Origin of the sequence: Clostridium isatidis, assembly GCF_002285495.1 — a bacterium.
Classification (GTDB): Bacteria; Bacillota; Clostridia; order Clostridiales; family Clostridiaceae; genus Clostridium; species Clostridium isatidis.
The window spans coordinates 934,783-952,762 of sequence record NZ_CP016786.1 but is presented as its reverse complement, the minus strand read 5'-3'; the positions used below and the strand labels follow the sequence as shown (position 1 = coordinate 952,762).

At 28.8% G+C, this 17,980-nt stretch carries 15 protein-coding genes; all 15 read right to left on the bottom strand.

Annotated features, from left to right (window positions below; genetic code table 11):
* Positions 1 to 137 precede the first annotated feature (137 nt).
* Positions 138 to 983 (bottom strand): hypothetical protein, encoded by an 846-nt coding sequence (locus BEN51_RS04545; protein WP_123962159.1) that lies wholly within the window; start codon positions 981 to 983, stop codon positions 138 to 140.
* A 215-nt stretch (positions 984 to 1,198) separates the two neighbouring features.
* Positions 1,199 to 2,320: a DNA-methyltransferase gene (locus tag BEN51_RS04540; RefSeq protein WP_207652802.1), complete on the bottom strand. Its 1,122-nt coding sequence runs from the start codon at positions 2,318 to 2,320 to the stop codon at positions 1,199 to 1,201.
* 56 nt (positions 2,321 to 2,376) lie between these two features.
* The gene (locus BEN51_RS04535) at positions 2,377 to 3,180 is read right to left on the bottom strand and encodes an HpyAIV family type II restriction enzyme (protein ID WP_119864897.1); all 804 of its coding nucleotides are present in this window, start codon (positions 3,178 to 3,180) and stop codon (positions 2,377 to 2,379) included.
* Between the two features lie 211 nt (positions 3,181 to 3,391).
* On the bottom strand, positions 3,392 to 6,655 hold the full coding sequence (locus tag BEN51_RS04530) for a DEAD/DEAH box helicase (protein ID WP_119864896.1): 3,264 nt from the start codon (positions 6,653 to 6,655) through the stop codon (positions 3,392 to 3,394).
* A 62-nt stretch (positions 6,656 to 6,717) separates the two neighbouring features.
* Positions 6,718 to 7,197 carry a hypothetical protein gene (locus BEN51_RS04525; RefSeq protein WP_119864895.1) on the bottom strand — a complete coding sequence of 160 codons (480 nt, stop codon included), beginning with the start codon at positions 7,195 to 7,197 and terminating at the stop codon, positions 6,718 to 6,720.
* A gap of 96 nt (positions 7,198 to 7,293) precedes the next feature.
* Positions 7,294 to 8,070: a class I SAM-dependent methyltransferase gene (locus BEN51_RS04520; RefSeq protein ID WP_119864894.1), complete on the bottom strand. Its 777-nt coding sequence runs from the start codon at positions 8,068 to 8,070 to the stop codon at positions 7,294 to 7,296.
* A gap of 243 nt (positions 8,071 to 8,313) precedes the next feature.
* Positions 8,314 to 8,646, bottom strand: a complete 333-nt coding sequence (locus BEN51_RS04515) for a hypothetical protein (protein WP_119864893.1) — start codon at positions 8,644 to 8,646, stop codon at positions 8,314 to 8,316.
* Between the two features lie 136 nt (positions 8,647 to 8,782).
* Positions 8,783 to 9,349 (bottom strand): GNAT family N-acetyltransferase, encoded by a 567-nt coding sequence (locus BEN51_RS04510; RefSeq protein ID WP_236906260.1) that lies wholly within the window; start codon positions 9,347 to 9,349, stop codon positions 8,783 to 8,785.
* 369 nt (positions 9,350 to 9,718) lie between these two features.
* Positions 9,719 to 12,952: an ABC transporter permease gene (locus BEN51_RS04505; protein WP_236906259.1), complete on the bottom strand. Its 3,234-nt coding sequence runs from the start codon at positions 12,950 to 12,952 to the stop codon at positions 9,719 to 9,721.
* The gene (locus BEN51_RS04500; protein WP_119864891.1) at positions 12,946 to 13,650 is read right to left on the bottom strand and encodes an ABC transporter ATP-binding protein; all 705 of its coding nucleotides are present in this window, start codon (positions 13,648 to 13,650) and stop codon (positions 12,946 to 12,948) included. The genes BEN51_RS04505 and BEN51_RS04500 overlap by 7 nt, the downstream gene beginning before the upstream one ends.
* A 14-nt stretch (positions 13,651 to 13,664) precedes the next feature.
* Positions 13,665 to 14,621, bottom strand: a complete 957-nt coding sequence (locus BEN51_RS04495; protein WP_119864890.1) for a diacylglycerol/lipid kinase family protein — start codon at positions 14,619 to 14,621, stop codon at positions 13,665 to 13,667.
* A gap of 228 nt (positions 14,622 to 14,849) precedes the next feature.
* Positions 14,850 to 15,503, bottom strand: a complete 654-nt coding sequence (locus tag BEN51_RS04490; protein ID WP_207652801.1) for an HAD family hydrolase — start codon at positions 15,501 to 15,503, stop codon at positions 14,850 to 14,852.
* Positions 15,504 to 15,548: 45 nt separating this feature from the next.
* Positions 15,549 to 15,983 (bottom strand): NUDIX hydrolase, encoded by a 435-nt coding sequence (locus tag BEN51_RS04485; protein WP_119864889.1) that lies wholly within the window; start codon positions 15,981 to 15,983, stop codon positions 15,549 to 15,551.
* Positions 15,984 to 15,998: 15 nt separating this feature from the next.
* Positions 15,999 to 16,283 carry a zinc ribbon domain-containing protein gene (locus tag BEN51_RS04480; protein WP_119864888.1) on the bottom strand — a complete coding sequence of 95 codons (285 nt, stop codon included), beginning with the start codon at positions 16,281 to 16,283 and terminating at the stop codon, positions 15,999 to 16,001.
* Between the two features lie 418 nt (positions 16,284 to 16,701).
* Positions 16,702 to 17,979 (bottom strand): 2-hydroxyacyl-CoA dehydratase, encoded by a 1,278-nt coding sequence (locus BEN51_RS04475; RefSeq protein ID WP_236906258.1) that lies wholly within the window; start codon positions 17,977 to 17,979, stop codon positions 16,702 to 16,704.
* Between the last annotated feature and the right edge of the window lies 1 nt (position 17,980).

Genomic DNA, 17,980 nt, shown 5'->3' with positions numbered 1-17,980 from the left:
AATATCAAGAATAAAATAATCTGCTTTTATTCCATTAGCTTTAATTTTATCAATAAATTCAAATTGTATATTCTCAAGGACTTGTCTAGTTTTATTAAGATTTCTATCTATATTAATAAGAATCTGAATTTTATTAACTAAATTTTTAAATTGTATATCTCTTGTTCTTTCATTATTGTATCTAGGAAATGAACTTTCAATTTTTCATCTTCTGCTGCATAAAGTTCAAAGATTGCATCTCCTATATTACCTTCATCTAATAATCTATTTAAGGCTGCGGTGTTCTCCCTTTCAAATACAGTAAAATGGTATTGTTCATAATAAAGCTTTGATAATATTTCTCTATGATTGTAACTAAATTTTCTACTATTTTTTCTAAACCAAGAATGACAAACTACATCAGCCAGCATAAGCCTTGAATCATAACGTGCTGAGCCGAAATTTACCTTCCATTTTGAATTTCCTATTCTATTAAGAGATCTTCTAGCCATGCCTATCATAATTTTTTCTCTTAATCTGTATATGTATTCCTTCCTTTTAATAACAAATCTGCTAGCATCTAATGGAGAATCTACAACTTTTCTTACTGCAATTAGTATATCTAATTCTACATTATCATCTTTAAGTGTTAGATATTGAAGAAGCTGTATTATACCTTCAGAAATAATATTTAAATAGGTAGTGTCACCATCAATAATTTTTATTCTTTCTTCATTTTCAAATACTACAAATTCTGCTCCCTTTTTTGCAGCATTACTAAGGACCTCTGTAGCATATTCTCCATATTCTTCACCCTTCATTTCTACACTATGTACATATTCTTTTTTTAGAATTTCCTTAACACTATCCTCATCAAGAGCACCTTTAGCTATAAAAATGCCCCCAACTAAAGATGGGGAATCTTCCATTAAATCGTCATTTTTAAAATTTCCACTTTCATCTAGCCACAATTCATAAACAGCCATAGTAAATCGTCCCTTCATTATAATTAATAATAGCTTTTATCTGATATTAATTTTACCATTAATGCCATGATTTGAAGACCTTTCAATATATCAATTCCAATTATAAGCAAAAATAGATAAGACCTTAGAAAATCAAATAATTTCCTAAGGTCTCTTTATATAATTCGCATTAGCATTGAGAAATTAATTATTACACATATTAGTCCCTTTTTCAAGTACACTAAAAAAATATATTATTTTGGGGCTTGAATTTTATTAGCCCTATACTGCTCTCTAATTTTATCTATACTAACAAGTTCTCCTTCTCTTAGAACATGCCAAAAATCAAAGCCATTAACTCTTTTTGCTTTTCCGCCCTTGACTAATGCAGCACAAGTATGCATATCTATAACTTCTCCATTATATAAAAGTTTGCCGTTAGCTTCTAGCTTTCCCCCTGGAGTTGAATTCTTTAAGTAGAATGTCTCTCCTAACTTGAAGTAGCCAGCTTCAATCATTTCTTCCATAGAAACTTTTAAAGGCTTTATATCAAAGACAGCCTTTTCTATGTCTCCAATGATAGGAAGAATTTCATCTAAACGTCTTTGACCATATTCACAGTATTCCTTTTCTCTTTCAATTGTAATATAGTTTCTACCCATCTTTTTTGCAACAGCTGCTGTTGTCATAGTTCCACCAAAAGGATCAAAGACTATATCATTCACTTTTGAGGATATGGCAATGATTCTTCTTAATAATTCTTCTGGTTTTTGGGTTGAATGTAGTTTTTCACCATTATCCTTTTTAAGTCTTTCATTACCCTGACAAATTCCAATTCTCCAGACAGAACCTAGCTGCTTTCTTACCCCTTTATTATAATCCTCTTCACTTACAGTATCTGTATTAAGTTCCTTGGCAGTTTTATAATTGAAGGTATATTTTGATTTTTCTGATACTGTTGCCCAAATTAGTGTTTCATGACTATTATTTAATCTTGTTCCCATAAAATTTGGAGTTGGATTTTTCTTATGCCAAATAACATCATTTATAAACCAATATCCTAGCTCCTGCATTATTGAACCAATTGAATATATGCATTGCATACTTCCTATTACCCAAATAGAACCATTTGGTTTTAATAGTCTTTTACATTCCTTAAGCCATTTTCTTGTAAACTCGTTATAGTCTTCATTATCTTTAAACTGGTTATCCCAATGATCATCACAACCATCATAATCTGTACCTTCAACTCTTGTCAGCTTTCCTTCAACTCTCATCCAATATGGAGGATCAGCAAAGATTAGGTCCATTGATTTATCAGGTAACTTCTTCATTTCTTCTATAGTGTCTCCACAGATTATTCTATTTATATCCAAGGTTTATCACTCCTTTATGCTTCACTTAGAGTTGTAGATAAATATTATCAAAAACTCTAGATTTTGCTTAGGTTTATATTATTAGGGAACAACTCTTTTCTTAATTGAACATACTGAGGCTTATCAGATAATAACTTTTTCTTATGTTTTGGCGAAATCTTTTTTAATGCTTTTAACATTTCTTCACTTGTATCAAAATCTGGAATGTCTAATACATCATTAACTCTTTTAATTTTATTTCTAGTTAAATAATCTACTAATTCATCCCAAGCTTCATTTGAACCTAATAGGTCAGAGAAGAGTTCTCCACCATAATATAGTCTTAACTCAATATCATTTTTAAAATAAGCAGCCATTTCATTAGCATAATATTTTTTATTTTTTGTTAATCCATCATCAATAAACCACATTACTGCTATTAACTTTTTATCTGGATGTTTTTTCTTTAACAGTTCAACCTTTTTTATAAAATTTTGAAATTGCCCTCTTTTCTTTGTACTATCATGATCATCTCTTATTTTTTGCTCAACTAGATATAAGTTATTAGATTTATCTAAAAATAATTGATCTGTATTTAATACATCACCATTATCATCTGCACCTATATTTTTTTGTAAATTAGTATATCCAAGCAAGGCAATATAATCAGTAACGATATCCTCCATAAAATCTCCAAACTTAATTTCATGACTTTGGGTTACATTTTGCACTAACTTAGTTTTGGCATTTGTAACCCTGAAAATACCAGTATATCTATTAGGATTATCTATAACTGTTTGTAATAGCTGAACATAAAAATCCTCACCTGAAACAATCTTATCTTCTAATTTCTTTTTAAAATATTCATATGATAAAAACATAATTTTCTCCTAGTAAATTCTTATTTTATAAAATTTAATTAAAACAATTCAATAATTTATTTTATCATAATAAGGTGAACTTGTACATTTTCTTAATGGAATATAAATTTATGCTTTAATGTTAATATTGAGCTTCGTACAATCCTTACAAATAAAAAGGACCACAAAAGCAGTCCTTCCTTTATTTTTAAATTGTAAACTTTGTTTAACTTTAACTTATTGCAAAAATACTTAAAATATCTTCTTCAGTTAAGCTGTTAATAGTTGAAAGATCTTGATTATTATCTATAATTTTTTCAATAAGCTTTCTCTTTTCATCTTGAAGGTCAACTATTTTTTCTTCGATGGAATCCTTAGCTATAAGCTTTATTACCTCTACCACATTATTTTGTCCAAACCTATGGGCCCTATCAGTTGCTTGATCTTCTACAGCTGGATTCCACCATGGATCAAAGTGAATTACAATATCTGCAGAGGTTAGGTTTAGACCAGTACCTCCTGCCTTTAAACTTATTAAAAATACTGATTTATCACTATTATTAAAGTCCTCAACAAGCTCAATTCTCTTTTCTGATCTAATGGAGCCATCAAGATAGCTATATTTAATATCTTCCAAATCTAGTCTTAATTTAATGTTTTTTAAAACAGAAGTAAATTGAGAAAACACCAATATTTTGTGATTTTCCGATATTCCTTGGTTTAATATTTCTACTAAGGCATCTATTTTTCCGCTTGTACCAAGATAATCGTTTATTATTACTGAAGGATCTAAACATATTTGCCTTAGCTTGGTAATATAAGATAGTATCTCAATTTTGCTAGTATTAAGCTCATTTTCCTTAACCTTCTTTTCTATTAAGTTAACTGCATAATCTGAGTAAACCTTATATACCTTTGCCTGCTCTTCAGACATTGGAATTATAAGCTTTTTCTCTATCTTATCTGGTAATTCCTTTATAACATCCTTTTTATATCTTCTCAATATAAAAGGCTTTATTAGCTTATTTAATTCTTCTAAGATTTCATCAGATTCATTTAACCTTTTATGATATCTAACACTAAACTTTTTCTCATCAAAAAGGTATCCTGGCATTATAAAATCAAAAATTGACCAAAGCTCCATTAAAGAATTTTCAACAGGAGTTCCTGTTAGGGCAAATTTTGTCCTTGCCTTTATAGATTTTACTGCTTCTGCATTTTGAGAGGAAGCATTTTTTATATTTTGAGCCTCATCTATAAAAAAGTAGTCAAAATCTATCTTTTCATATAACTCCAAATCCCTTTTAATTAAGTTATAGGTTGTTATTATAACATCAAGGTCTTTTAACTTTTCTAAAGCTTTCTGCCTTTCTTCCCTTGGCCCATTTACTACTAGATATTTAAGATCTGGGGCAAACCTATCAAATTCATTGCTCCAGTTATATATTAAGGAAGTTGGGGCAACCACTAAGGTTTTTGATGGAAGGGAAGATAAGATAAAGCTTATAGCCTGTATTGTTTTACCAAGACCCATTTCATCTCCTAGAATAGCACCAAAGCCTAAATAATCAATAGCCTTTAAATAATTATAACCTTCCTTTTGATAGCCTCTAAGCTCTGCATTTAAATTTTTGGGTATATTAAAAGTTAACTTAGGAATATCTTTTAGCTTCTTTTGAATTTTACTTAGCTCACTTTTTCCCTTGATGTACCTTAATTTATTTTCCTTAATATAATCATCTATAAAAAGGGATTTATTTTTATTAAACCTAATGCTGTCTCCTATAATTTGATTATCAAAAGATAATATATCTAAAAGCTTAGCAAAGTTCTTAAATTCTATTTCTTCTAAATCTAAAAACTCTCCATTTTCTAATTTATAATATTTCTTATTATCCCGTATAGCTAATATAATATTTTTCATTTCTTCTGGAGAAATATCATCTACCTTAAACTTAAACTCAAAATAATCATACTTACTTGGCTTAACTTCACCATAGATATTTTTACTTGAAATCTTCTTTATTATCTTAAAATTTTCTGAATAATAAACATTTCCTACTTCCTGTAATTTTGCTACATCACTTTTGAAAAAGTTAAATAGGTAATCATCACCTAAAAGTAAATAAAATCTTTCATTTGAAGAATCAAAACCAAGGGATTTTAAAAGATTTAAAATCTTTTCTTCCTTTTTTAAATCTCTATAAATGATTTTCTCTTTATAATCACCAAAAATGTTAAATTCATATTTACCATACTTTACTTTTAAAGTTAGTACAACATCTTTACCAATCTTATCAAAATAAAAATTAAATTCTGGCTCTTCCTTAACTATTTTATCCTTGATTCTTTTATTTATCTCTACATAATCTGATAAGGTGTAAAGCTTAGGAAGAAGCTTACTTAAAATTGTGTTTTCTTCCTTAACACTCAAGGAAATGTGGCTTTTATCCTTAAAAAGCTCTAAATAAGGAGCAATTTCATAGCAGTATTTTGCCTCTGGTATATAAATGCTGCTGCCATAGAGAAAAACAGAGCTCTCTTTATTTAGCTTTTCTGGAATACCATCTTCTATCCCTAAAATATATTCATTCCTTAAAGCCTTTAAATGTATTTTTAAATTTGGCTTATCAAAGATTATCTCAGTTTCAACAGGTCTGTAAAAGAAACCTTCATCTAAATAAACCCTATTATTTGAAAGAATTGATAGGAATTCTTTAATTAAAAAATCTGGTATTCTAAGGTACTTTCCATCTATGTATTTATCCTGCCTTCTAGTAAAGGAGGAAGCTGCTCCCTCTAACTCTTTTACCTTTTGTAGAAAATCAAAAATCCTGCGCTCATTTATATTAATCTTTTGATTTCTAATATTAAAGCTAAAATCCTTGCCATAATTTATTGGAAATTTATTATAATAAGCCACAAGAAGCTGATTAATGTCCTTAACAACATATAATTTATTACTAGAAAGCCCCTTTAATCCTATTTTAAATTGGGCTGTTAAGTTATTTCTAATTCCTAATCTATTTAAATAAACTTCTAGCTTTATCTCCTCTTTATTGTTATCCCCTAGCAATATACTTAGAATTCCGCTGCTTTCTCCATTGCTTTTAAATATACTTTCATTATTATGGGACTTTTTATCAAGTAAGTTTTTTATTTCTTCATTTTCATCTATATAATCTAAAAATTTATAAAAACTCCCATATAAATGACCGCAGCAATAGTTTTCTTTTTTTAGTTCATTTTTTTCGTAATCCTCACAGCTGCAATAGCTTGATATTAGATCCTTTGTTTCAATATCTATACTTAACTTTGAATTATATTCGCTAAAAAAGTTCTCTGATAATACATTTGCTTCTATATTAATTATCTCTTTATTATGAGAGACCTTAAAATCAGAGATTAAATCATTATCTAAAACATTTTTTCCAACCTTTTCATTCTTACCACTAGTAGATTTTTTAAATTTTTCTATTAGAATTTCTTTTATCATTATTATCACCCTAATTTTTCAGTTCTTTTTATTATAACAAAAAGAAGCGGCTATTGCCACTTCTAGAGAATTTCCCTCCAAAGATTTCCTAAATTATATTCTTCATTATAATCTTTAGATATTTGAATTGTTTCTATATTTTTTGTTATAAATACCTTTTTTAAATAATCCTTAAAATCATTTTCTACCATTACGGTTTTAATAATATTATTATTTATATCTACAAAGGAAATTGGTATTTCCCTTTGAAATAATAAAACTTCCAAATGTTCTTTATCCTTTATATCTAAGGTATTATAAAGCCTTCCGTAAATATATTTACTATCTCCTGCAAATTTAAAAAGTAAAGAAACAAAAGGTTGTCCGCTTAATTTCAACTTCATTGCCTTCATTTCTAAAGTAGATTTCCTTAATATATATTCAATACTGTGGGAATCTTCTTTTAAATAAAAAGTAGAATATAATTGATTATCTTCAAACCTTGTAATGTAGTTACCAATGGTACCCTTCTCTATTCCTTCTAACGGGTTAACCTTATTCAAACCTATCCCCCCTAAGACTAAATCCAGCATATCAGATACATTATACTACATAAAGATTTTAATCTTAAGGAGTATTTATTGGCAGACTTGCCATATTTACTTTTCTCCGACAATTAAAAGCTTTAATATCATTATTGAGGAATAGTCTAAATCAAAAAAATTATTATATTCCTTGAATAACAAAGAAACTCTATTATCTTTTACCATATCTTCATTGATTTTAATTCTAAAGTTTTCTTTTCCAAGAATGTCACTATGGTTTACTACAGCTTCTATATCAAGTTTTTTATAACCTATACCTTTTAACAATGTAATTAATGCACTTCCTATTTTTCTATTACCATTTAAACTACTTTGCAGTTCTCCTAAATTTCTATTTATATTCTCTATAATTTTATTTTTAGGGAAAGTTGTTCCCCATAGATCACTATCCACATCTATTATTAATACTTTTCCCCCTGGTTTAAGCAACCTATGGATTTCCTTTAGGGCCTCTACTGGTTTATCTAAGTGCTGAAATACAAATCTTGCTATTACAAAATCAAAATATTCATCTGGTAAGGATGAATTTGTAATATCATCATTTACAAAGGCTAATCTTTCTATATAGTTATCGTCAAATTTTTCAACTGCATATTTTAAGAAGTTTTCATCCTTATCTGAGGCAGTAATTTCTGAATTTGGAAAAGCCCTTAAAAGAATTTTAGTATAAAATCCTGGACCACAGCCCACTTCTAAAATGTTGCTATTATCCTTAAGTCCTAGCATTTTTAGCATTCTAATTTCTTTTTTATGTCCTAAAAAAGCCTGTCTTTTTAATCTTTCTATTTCGGTTTTAAAACCTATTTCCTTGTATATTCTATTATATTCCATCAAAATCTCCTAAGAATTATTCTTCTATTTATTCTATTCTTAGAAAATTATATTGTGAAATATATAGGCTATTTCTTATAGGCTCTTTTATAAAGCATTAAACTAATTGATGGTCCTGCCCATAATTAGCACATCAGATAAAATACCTTCCTTAATAGCAGCTTTCCTCTTAACTCCTTCCATTTTTCTTATTTTACTTATGTAAAATATAATCTTCAATCTTTACAGGTCTAATATTTATATTCATTTTTTGCCTCCAAAAAATTCTTCAAAAAGAGATAAAATACTCGATATAAGGGAATTTTTAAAGAAATAGATAAATAACTTATATCCAATAATAATTAAAGTTGAATTCCAAACAAATAAAACTCCAATAAGGTAAATCTCACTCTTACTAGATGTATTTATTGCTAGAACTAAATGATAAATAATACTTACAGCAAAACAAACTCCAATAGGTTTTATTTTTTTATTTAAAATGAATTTTTTATCTATAAAAGCAATTAGTAATCCTAATATAACTGGAATAATAACATGAAAAATTGGAACTAAATTTATTACACCTTTTTTATACACTAATTCTCCCCCCTTTAAGAAAAGTGCTTTGCCTTTTCAAATTAAAGTTAAAAGTGCACAGTTATTAATTAAATTACTGCTATTAGAATTGCTATTAGTTTGTCTTCTTATTATTTATCTTCATATTATGTCTCCTTTATTTAATAGTTTCTATTTCTTTCTTCTTTAATAACCAATTATTTTTACAATATAGATATTCATAGGATTTAAAGCTCTTATTAAGAAAAATTGAATAGAATGAACTTTCTTGTTCAAAGCTAAAACCGCATTTTTCAATTACTCTTTTAGAAGCCTTGTTATTTTGAAAACAGCAAGCATATATGTATTCTATACCATTTGAGAATAGATAATCTAAAACTCTATAAATTACTTCTGTCATAATTCCCTGATTATGATAATTACGATTTAATACGAAGCCTAATTCTTTTGTATCTGCTCTTCCATTTTCTGAATCCTTATTAACTGTAACATGTCCAATTACTTTATTATTTTCTTTGTATTCTATTGCAAAGATATTATTATTTTTAATATTTCTTTCTAATACTTTTTTAGATATTAAAATATTTTTATGATGCTTCCATCCAGCCATTTCTCCTATACCCTTTTGGCTGCAATATTCATAAAAATCTTCCAAATCTTTATCTTCAAAATTACGAAGCATTGTTCTATCAGTTTCTAATCTCATTTCTACACACTCTCTCATAATACTTTTATCTTTCTAATTGTTTCTTTCTCTTCTTTTCCTAATAAATCAATTATTATTCTGTTTTTCTATGGAAGCAGTAATATATCTTAGCTTTTTAACTTTCTATTTATTACTTTTAATACAACAATTATTATCCAAGGCCATAAGGCTTATTAATTATTATTCTTATCCAATTATATTAAAGTTATCCATTAATTACAATTATTTCGAGGAAAATATTTTATTTTTTACAAATTTTTATTAAAATTATTTATAAAACTGCTTCCAAAGTAATAATCTAATAATAACTGCTTAAATCATCATTCCAATATTATATAAATTTCAAAATAATAAAGACACTCTTTTGAGTGTCTTTATCTTCCAAAACTAGTCTACTGATTTTAAAGATTCAACCATTTTTACATTTTTAAGTTTATAATACATGACAATATTAACTAATACTGAAAAGACTACTGTTAACACTGCTGATATTATAAAACTTATTAAATCAACATTACGACCAAACATCATATTATCCATTTCAACTGTTACCATTATAAATCTGTGAAGAAGGATACCTAAAAATTCTCCAAGGAAAATACCTATTATGGTTAGCAATACATTTTCTCTATAAATATAGGCTGATACTTCATTATTATAGAAACCTAAAACCTTTATTGTTGCAATTTCCCTCATTCTTTCGCTAATATTTAAGTTTGTTAGGTTATAAAGTACAACAAAGGCTAAGGAACCAGCAGATACTATAAGAATTAATACAACATAATTTAAATTTTTAATTGTGTTATCAAAGTTTTCCTTTATGCTGGTGTTGAAGGAAACTCCCTTTACAATTGAATTTTCCATAATTGTTTTTGAGATTTCCTCTTCGTTTGTATTTTCCTTTGTGTTAACCAATATCGAATTATAATGTATATTTAAGCCAAAACTATCTTTATAATATTTTTCAGTCATATAAATATAATTCATTGTATAATTTTCTGCTATCCCCTCTACTTTTAGAGAGGCTTCTATATTATTTATTTTTACTTTTACTTCATCTCCAAGCTTAACCTTAGCATCCTTTGCAGCCTTTTCTGATATAATTATTCCCTTATTATTTAAGGAATAGCTTTCCTTTGAGCTTCTATTTTGAAGGCTTACAAAATCCTTAAATTCTTCCTGAGATTCTGGAACAAGAACTGTAATATCCTTATCTCCATCATCAGTTTTTACCTTAGCATTTTCACTTAATACCAGAAGGGAGTTATCAACTTCTGATAAGTCATCTATATAGGATAAGATTTCATCTTTTTCTAAGTCTCCAGCTTCCTTATCTATACTCACCAATAAATTGTATTTAAATATTTCTCCAAACTGTTTATCTATTATTGTTTTTATAGAATCCTTTATCCCAAAACCTGTAACTATTAAGGCTGTACATCCAGCAATACCAAAGACAGTCATAAAGAATCTCTTTTTATATCTAAATATATTTCTTACTGTAACCTTGCCTATAAAGCTAAGCCTATTCCAGATAAAACTTATTCTTTCTAGCAATATTCTCTTACCTTCTTTTGGTGCCTTTGGTCTCATTAGAGCTGAAGGAGTCTCCATAAGCTCTTTATAACATGCAAAGAATGAAGATAAAGTCGTAACTAAAATAGCTACTAGGCTTACTATTAGGGCAAGAGGAATATTAAAGTCCAGTTCAACTCCTGGTATTGTGTACATAATTCCATAGGCGGTAATAACTACTGTAGGGAAAAGGGTATAACCAATAGCTAAGCCAACTAAACTTCCTAAAAAGCTTGCTGAGAAAGAGTAAATAAGATATTTTGATACTATTTTAGCCTTTGAATATCCTAAGGCCTTTAAGGTTCCTATATTCACTCTCTGCTCATCTACCATTCTTGTCATGGTTGTTAAGCATACCAAAGCAGCCACTAGGAAAAAGAATACTGGGAATACTTTAGCCAATTTATCTATACTTTCAGCATTACTTCTATAATCCATATAGGAGTAATTACCTTCCCTATTCAAAACATACCAGCTTGGTTCTTCAATAGCCTTAATATCATTTTCTGCTTTCTTTATTTTTGCTTCAGCAGCCGATATTTCCTTTTCAAAAGTTTCTTTTCCCTTTTCATATTCTTCTTTCCCTTTTTCTAAATCCTTTTTCCCCTTTTCAAGTTCTTTTTTAGCTTCTTCAAATTGTTTTTGAGCTTCCTTCTTTCCTTCTTCAAGTTCTTTTTTCTTTTCTTCTAATTGCCTTTCTCCATTAGCCAGCTCTTCTTCCTTTTTAGCAATTTCTGCCCTTCCAGCTGCAAGCTGCTCCTCTGTGCTTTTTATTTGATTTTCTATATAATTAATACCCTTATCAATTTCTGCTCTATTTCCATATAAACTCTCTAATTGAGCTTTTAAAGCCTTTTTTTCTTCTTCTGATATATTTAATTTATTTATCCTATCTTCTGCTTCCTTAATTCTTTTATCAATATCTTCCCTATTATCTTTTAAGCTTTCTAGAGTTTCCTTGGCTATTTTAAGGGTACTTTCTGCAACAGCTGCCTGACTTTCTAAAGTAGTCTTTGCAGTTTCTAAAGCAACCTTTCCATCTTTTATTTTATATTCAGCAAGGGAAATTTCATTATCTGCCTTAACCATGGTAAGATTATATTCCAGTTCTTTTTTAGCTAATTCCTTTTCTCCCTCTTCTAACTTTTTTTCTCCATCTTCTATTTCTTTTTTGGCTTTGTCTAAGTCCTCTTGTCCTTTTCTCCTCTGTTCTTCTAACTCAGTCTTACCTTCATTTAATTTTTTAGTAGCTTCTTCAATTATTTCATCATATCTTATATCTGCCCTTTCACTTCCAAGGCTTTCTAATGAAATCTTTGTATCATCTACTAAATCAAAGTATTTATCTGAATAGGAATTTAGTTTCTTTGCTCCCTCAACTGTCACATAAGCTTCTGTATAGGCCTCTATTTTAAAGTTTTCCTGTGGAACAACAATAAAACTTGAAATTTTACCATTACCTATAGAAGAAGAACCCTTTTCAAAAGATAAATAATTTGGAGTTCTTACCTTACCAACAATTTCATATTCAACCAAAGCTAATTTTTCCTTTAAATCCTCTGATGTACCTGAAGAAAGGGTTATTTTATCTCCAATATTTAGAGCTAAACTGTCTATTTTTCCTTCTTCAACAAGGCATTCATTTTCCTTTTCTGGAAGCCTTCCTTCCATAATTTTATATTGATTTACCTTATATTCATCCTTAAGAGGAATTCCCATTACCTTTAAAACTTTTTCCGAACCTTCATCCTTTATTACAGCGTCTAAAGAATAAGTTGGAAAAACCTCCAAAACTCCATCAAGCTTTTTTATTTCAGAAATATCATCATCAGTTAAACCTAAGGTTGAATATATGGTTATGTCCATAAAGTTATAATCATCATAGTATTTATCAGCAGTTTTCTTCATTGCAATAGGAGAAATTTTTATACCTGAAAAGAAAGCAACTCCTAAAGCAATAATTGCAAAGATAGATATAAAACGGCCCTTTGTTCTTGCTATATCCTTAAAAACATCCTTCATAAAAGCATTTTTAAACATTACCATTCAATCCTTTCTACTGGAAGAGGATTTTCATTTATTGTTACGCTTTCAATCATTCCGTTTTTAACTTTAATAACCTTGTCCCCCATAGGTGTTATAGCAAGATTATGAGTAATAATAACTACTGTCATATTATATTGCCTGCAAGTATCTTGGAGAAGCTTTAAAATTGCCTTACCTGTATTATAATCTAATGCTCCAGTAGGCTCATCACATAAAAGAAGCTTCGGATTTTTAGCTAAAGCCCTTGCTATTGCTACTCTTTGCTGCTCTCCACCAGACAATTGTGCTGGAAAGTTGAACTTTCTATCTGTCAAACCAACAGCTTCTAGAGTCTCTGCTGGATCTAAAGGATTTTTAGAAATTTGAGTTGCTAGTTCAACATTTTCTAGGGCTGTAAGATTTTGAACTAGATTATAAAATTGAAAAACAAATCCAATATCATATCTTCTGTAAGTTATCAGCTGCTTTTCATTATATTTTGCAACATTATTGCCCTCCACTATTATATCACCGCTTGTTGGACTATCCATTCCTCCTAGAATATTTAAAATAGTACTTTTACCAGCCCCACTTGCTCCTGCCACTACAACAAATTCTCCCTTATCTATAGAAAAGGAAACTCCCCTTAAGGCATCAATATCTACTTCACCCATTTTGTATTTTTTAGTAACATTTTTAAATTCTATATAACTGCTCATTTTTCCCACCTTTATTAAATATTATTTGCTGATAACGAAGGAATTTCTATTTCTTCCTCAACCTTTGGAACTAAAAAATTAATCGCTTCCTCTTCTATTGAAAGCTCTAATTTATTATCTTCAAAAATTTCACCATCTACTGAAATGCAAAACTTATTATTAGACTTAATAGTTACCCTTTTACACTTTTTATAGATTATGTACTTTCTAATTTCCTCATTATCTAAGTGTTCTCCTTTTTTATAAACCCCTAGTAATTTCACCAAATTAAATCTTGAAACCTTTTTTACTATACAGACATCCATAAGACCATCATTTATCTGCGCTAAAGGTGCAGCCTTATAGCCTCCTCCATAAGAAAGTCCATTTGAAAAAGTAGATAATAAAAATTTCCCTTTAATTACTTCCATGTCGTCAAGACATATTTCAAAATTCTGATGCATTCTTTGAATTAAGGAATAAAATAAAGCCAAGGTATAAGCAGTTCCTCCATTTATAAAGGGAAGCTTTTTAAACTTATTTACATTGCTTGCTACCTTTGCATCAAAACCTATATTACAGATATTTATGCAGCTTGTATCTTTAACCCTTAATAAATCAACTTTTTCAGCTTCAGCTAGGACTTGTCCCTTTAAATCAAAAAAATTTTTATTATCAAAGTTTTTTATAAAATCATTGCCTGTTCCATAAGGTAATACGCCAACACTGGCCTTTTCATGTCCCTTAACTCCATTTACTACTTCATTTAAGGTTCCATCGCCTCCAACAGCATAAAATCTTAAATTACCTTCTTCCTTTTTGCATATATCTTTGCAATAATTTTTTGCATCTTCTTTTCCCTTTGTTATATATATCCTATATTCTTCCTTTAGCATCTTAAATAAGTTATCTATTTTTTCAGTTAATTTTACTGAAACATCAACTTTTCCGGCAGTAGGATTTATAACAAAGAAATGCTTAGTTAACCCCATTTTCCCTCCTGTGATATATCTAAATCTTAAATTAATTTATTTTTACCTATAAAGTATACTATATTAGCCTCTAATTATCATCAGAGAAAATAAAATATTTTTATTAACTTTTATTTAACAGGATACAGAAAATTAAAATAATTTCTTCAATTTAAAAACCACCTTTATTCTGTAAATTAAAATTATTTAATTTACAATATAAAAGTGGTTTATATAATGCTTATCTTACTAATTATATCCTTCTATATAATTAATAACTTCATCTAATGAATTTAATAGCCTTGTTGTCATACTTAAATGCTCCTTACTTGGCATTTTCATATCTGGAATACAGATTACTGGGATTTTTGCAAAATAGGCTGCCTTAATTCCAGCCTCACTGTCTTCTAAAACTAAAGCTTCTTCAGCCTTTAGGGAAAGTTTTTCACAAGCCTTTAAAAAAATATCTGGATTAGGCTTTCCTCTTTTAACTTCATTCCCAAAAACAAAAATATCAAAATATTCGCTAATATTATGTTTTCTTAAAATATTTAAAGCCCTGTCTTCCTTGCTTGAAGATGCCATAGCAATTTTAAAGCCCTTATCTTTTAAATAGGATAGTAATTTTACAGCTCCAGCTTTTAAATCTACTCCCTTTGAAAGATAGCTACTTTCTTTTTCCATTACAATTTCTAATCCTCTTTCAAGGCTTAATGGAAGTTTATATTTATCTATAAGGTTAGTTACATTAGCTATTTCCGTCTTTCCACTATAATTTTGAGCATATTCTTCTAAACTATAATCATGTCCAAATTCTTCTAAAAGCTCCTTATAAATTTTATAGGAAATTACTTCACTATCAATTAACAGCCCATCTAAATCAAATATTACTGCCTTTATCATAGGTTTAACTTACCTCCAAACTACTATTTCGTTACTTAAGTATTATTATTCTTTTAAAAATTCTATCACCTTTTTATGTACAAGGGGCTGAATTAATGGATAAGTTAAATTTTCTGGGATATCTTCAAATAATTTAATTTCTCCTATCTCGAAATCAAACTTATTATTTAATTCCTCTACTTCAGCATAAAATAATCCTCCAAAGGATTCTGTAAAGTAAGGATTTTCATCGCTTTCTATAGCATACTCGCATATTGGAATTATTTTATATTTTATTGCTCCAGCTTCCTCAAATAATTCCCTTGAAGCAGCATAGCTGATGCTTTCATTTTCTTCCCTATGGCCACCAGGAATTTCCCATGTAGTTCTTTCCTTATGTTTAACATAAAGCCATTTATCTTTATATCTTGTTACAATTGCAACAAATTTTAATTTACTATCTTCTATAGAGCCTAATTCCTTAAAGCTTACTTTGATCATTATTCTTCACTTCCTCTAAGGATTTCTTAAACCTTTATTTTCTTTCCTCCAACGTTCAAGAGTTGGTATTACCCTGCTTAATTCTTCCCTAGCCTTTTCTTCCCCAAGGGATCTTCCTAAAATAGGTACAAGCATTTCAATCATTTCTTCCATAGTTAAGTTTGGCTGAAGGAATTTCCCATCTTTATAGCAATTTGTACAATAAATTGACTGACTTCCGTCTGCTTCTTTTACTATAAAATGAGCATGTTCCTCATTAAATGGTAAAGAACAACTTTGACACATACTTACTTTTTCCATATATATCAATCCTTTCGTATATCTGAACTAACTCTTAAATTGACTTGCAATAAGAATTTACAGATAGTTAGATATCTGAACTTATTGCCTTCATATGTTTTATAAGTGCTTACCAAAAGTTTGGGCCAGCTCCTACTCTACAGCCAACTTGCCCAATTTAATTAGTTTAAAATCTAAAATATTAGATAGCATATAACTATAAAAACTAAGCTGAAGAAAACTTTAAAAGTTAAATTTATTAAGATTGCGAATATTAAGGCTAGATAACAAGATAAGTTCAATAAGCGAATAATTGCGTAAAGAAGTACTAGGCTCACTATATGCTTATTTAACTTATCCTGTTTATCTTCTCCAATTTATATTCACACTTTTTATTAGTTCACAGTTACTGCAAACTAAAAGATTGCTTCCCAATCTTTTATAAGTAGGAATTTAATTTCGCATTTGAAAGCATAAGCTTTATTCTATTTTCTTGATTTATTACCGATTGGGAAGGATCATAGTCAATAACAACAATATTAGCATCTGGGTTTTTGTCTACTATCTTTCTTATGGCACCTCTTCCGCAAATATGGTTAGGCAGGCATCCAAAAGGCTGGGCACATACTATGTTTTTAGCTCCTATATTTATCAGCTCCAGCATATTTGCAACTAAGAGCCAGCCTTCACCCATCTTTACTCCCTGACTAATATAACCCTCAGTTAATTTTCTTAATTCTTCAAAATCTGTTGGCGCCCTAAAAGTTGAATATTTTTCAATATTAGCATTTACTTTTCTTTGAATTTTTAATACTATCTTATAAAGCATTTTTGCTAATTCGGCCCTTTTAAAATTCTTTTTATATAATTTGTAGTCCATAATATTATCAATAATACAGTAATTGATAAAATCCATTAGACCTGATTGAACTACTTCTGCACCTTCTTTTATTAGAAATTCTTCTAGATTATTATTACCCATTCTAGAATACTTCATATAAATTTCGCCAACTATTCCAACTTTAATTTTATCAGTCTTCTTTATTTTTACACTATTAAATCTATTTATTACTTCCTTTGAAATCTTGTCCACTTTTAAATAAGCTTTAGTATTAAAAGTATTTTTCAAATACTCTACTGTATCTTCCAAAACTCTGTCAGCATCATTTTCTCTAATTTCATAGGGCTTTACCTGATTATAAAGGCACATTAATAAATCACCATAAATAATTGCATGAAACATTTTAATAATAAGCTCTGGTGAAAAATTAATACCCGGATGATCTTCTATTTTCGAAGCACTTAATCCTATAGCAGGTACCTCCTTAAAGCCGCTATTTTCTAAAGCCTTTCTAATTAAATGGATATAATTAGATGCCCTGCAGCCTCCCCCAGTTTGGGTCATTAAGACTGCAGTCTTACTTATATCATATCTCCCACTTTTTAAGGCACTTATAAACTGCCCTATAACTATCATTGCTGGATAGCATATATCATTATTTGAATATTTTAATCCTTCTTCAATTATATTCCTTACATCATCCTCTAAAAACTCTATATCGAAGCCATCATCCTTTAAAACCTTACCCAATAATTTAAAATGCATTGGCAGCATATTAGGTGCCAAGATCTTATAATTCTTCTTCATTTCCTTAGTAAATCTAATATAATCATTAGTTTCAATTTCTTTTGGCATTATTTTAAATTCACTATTCATA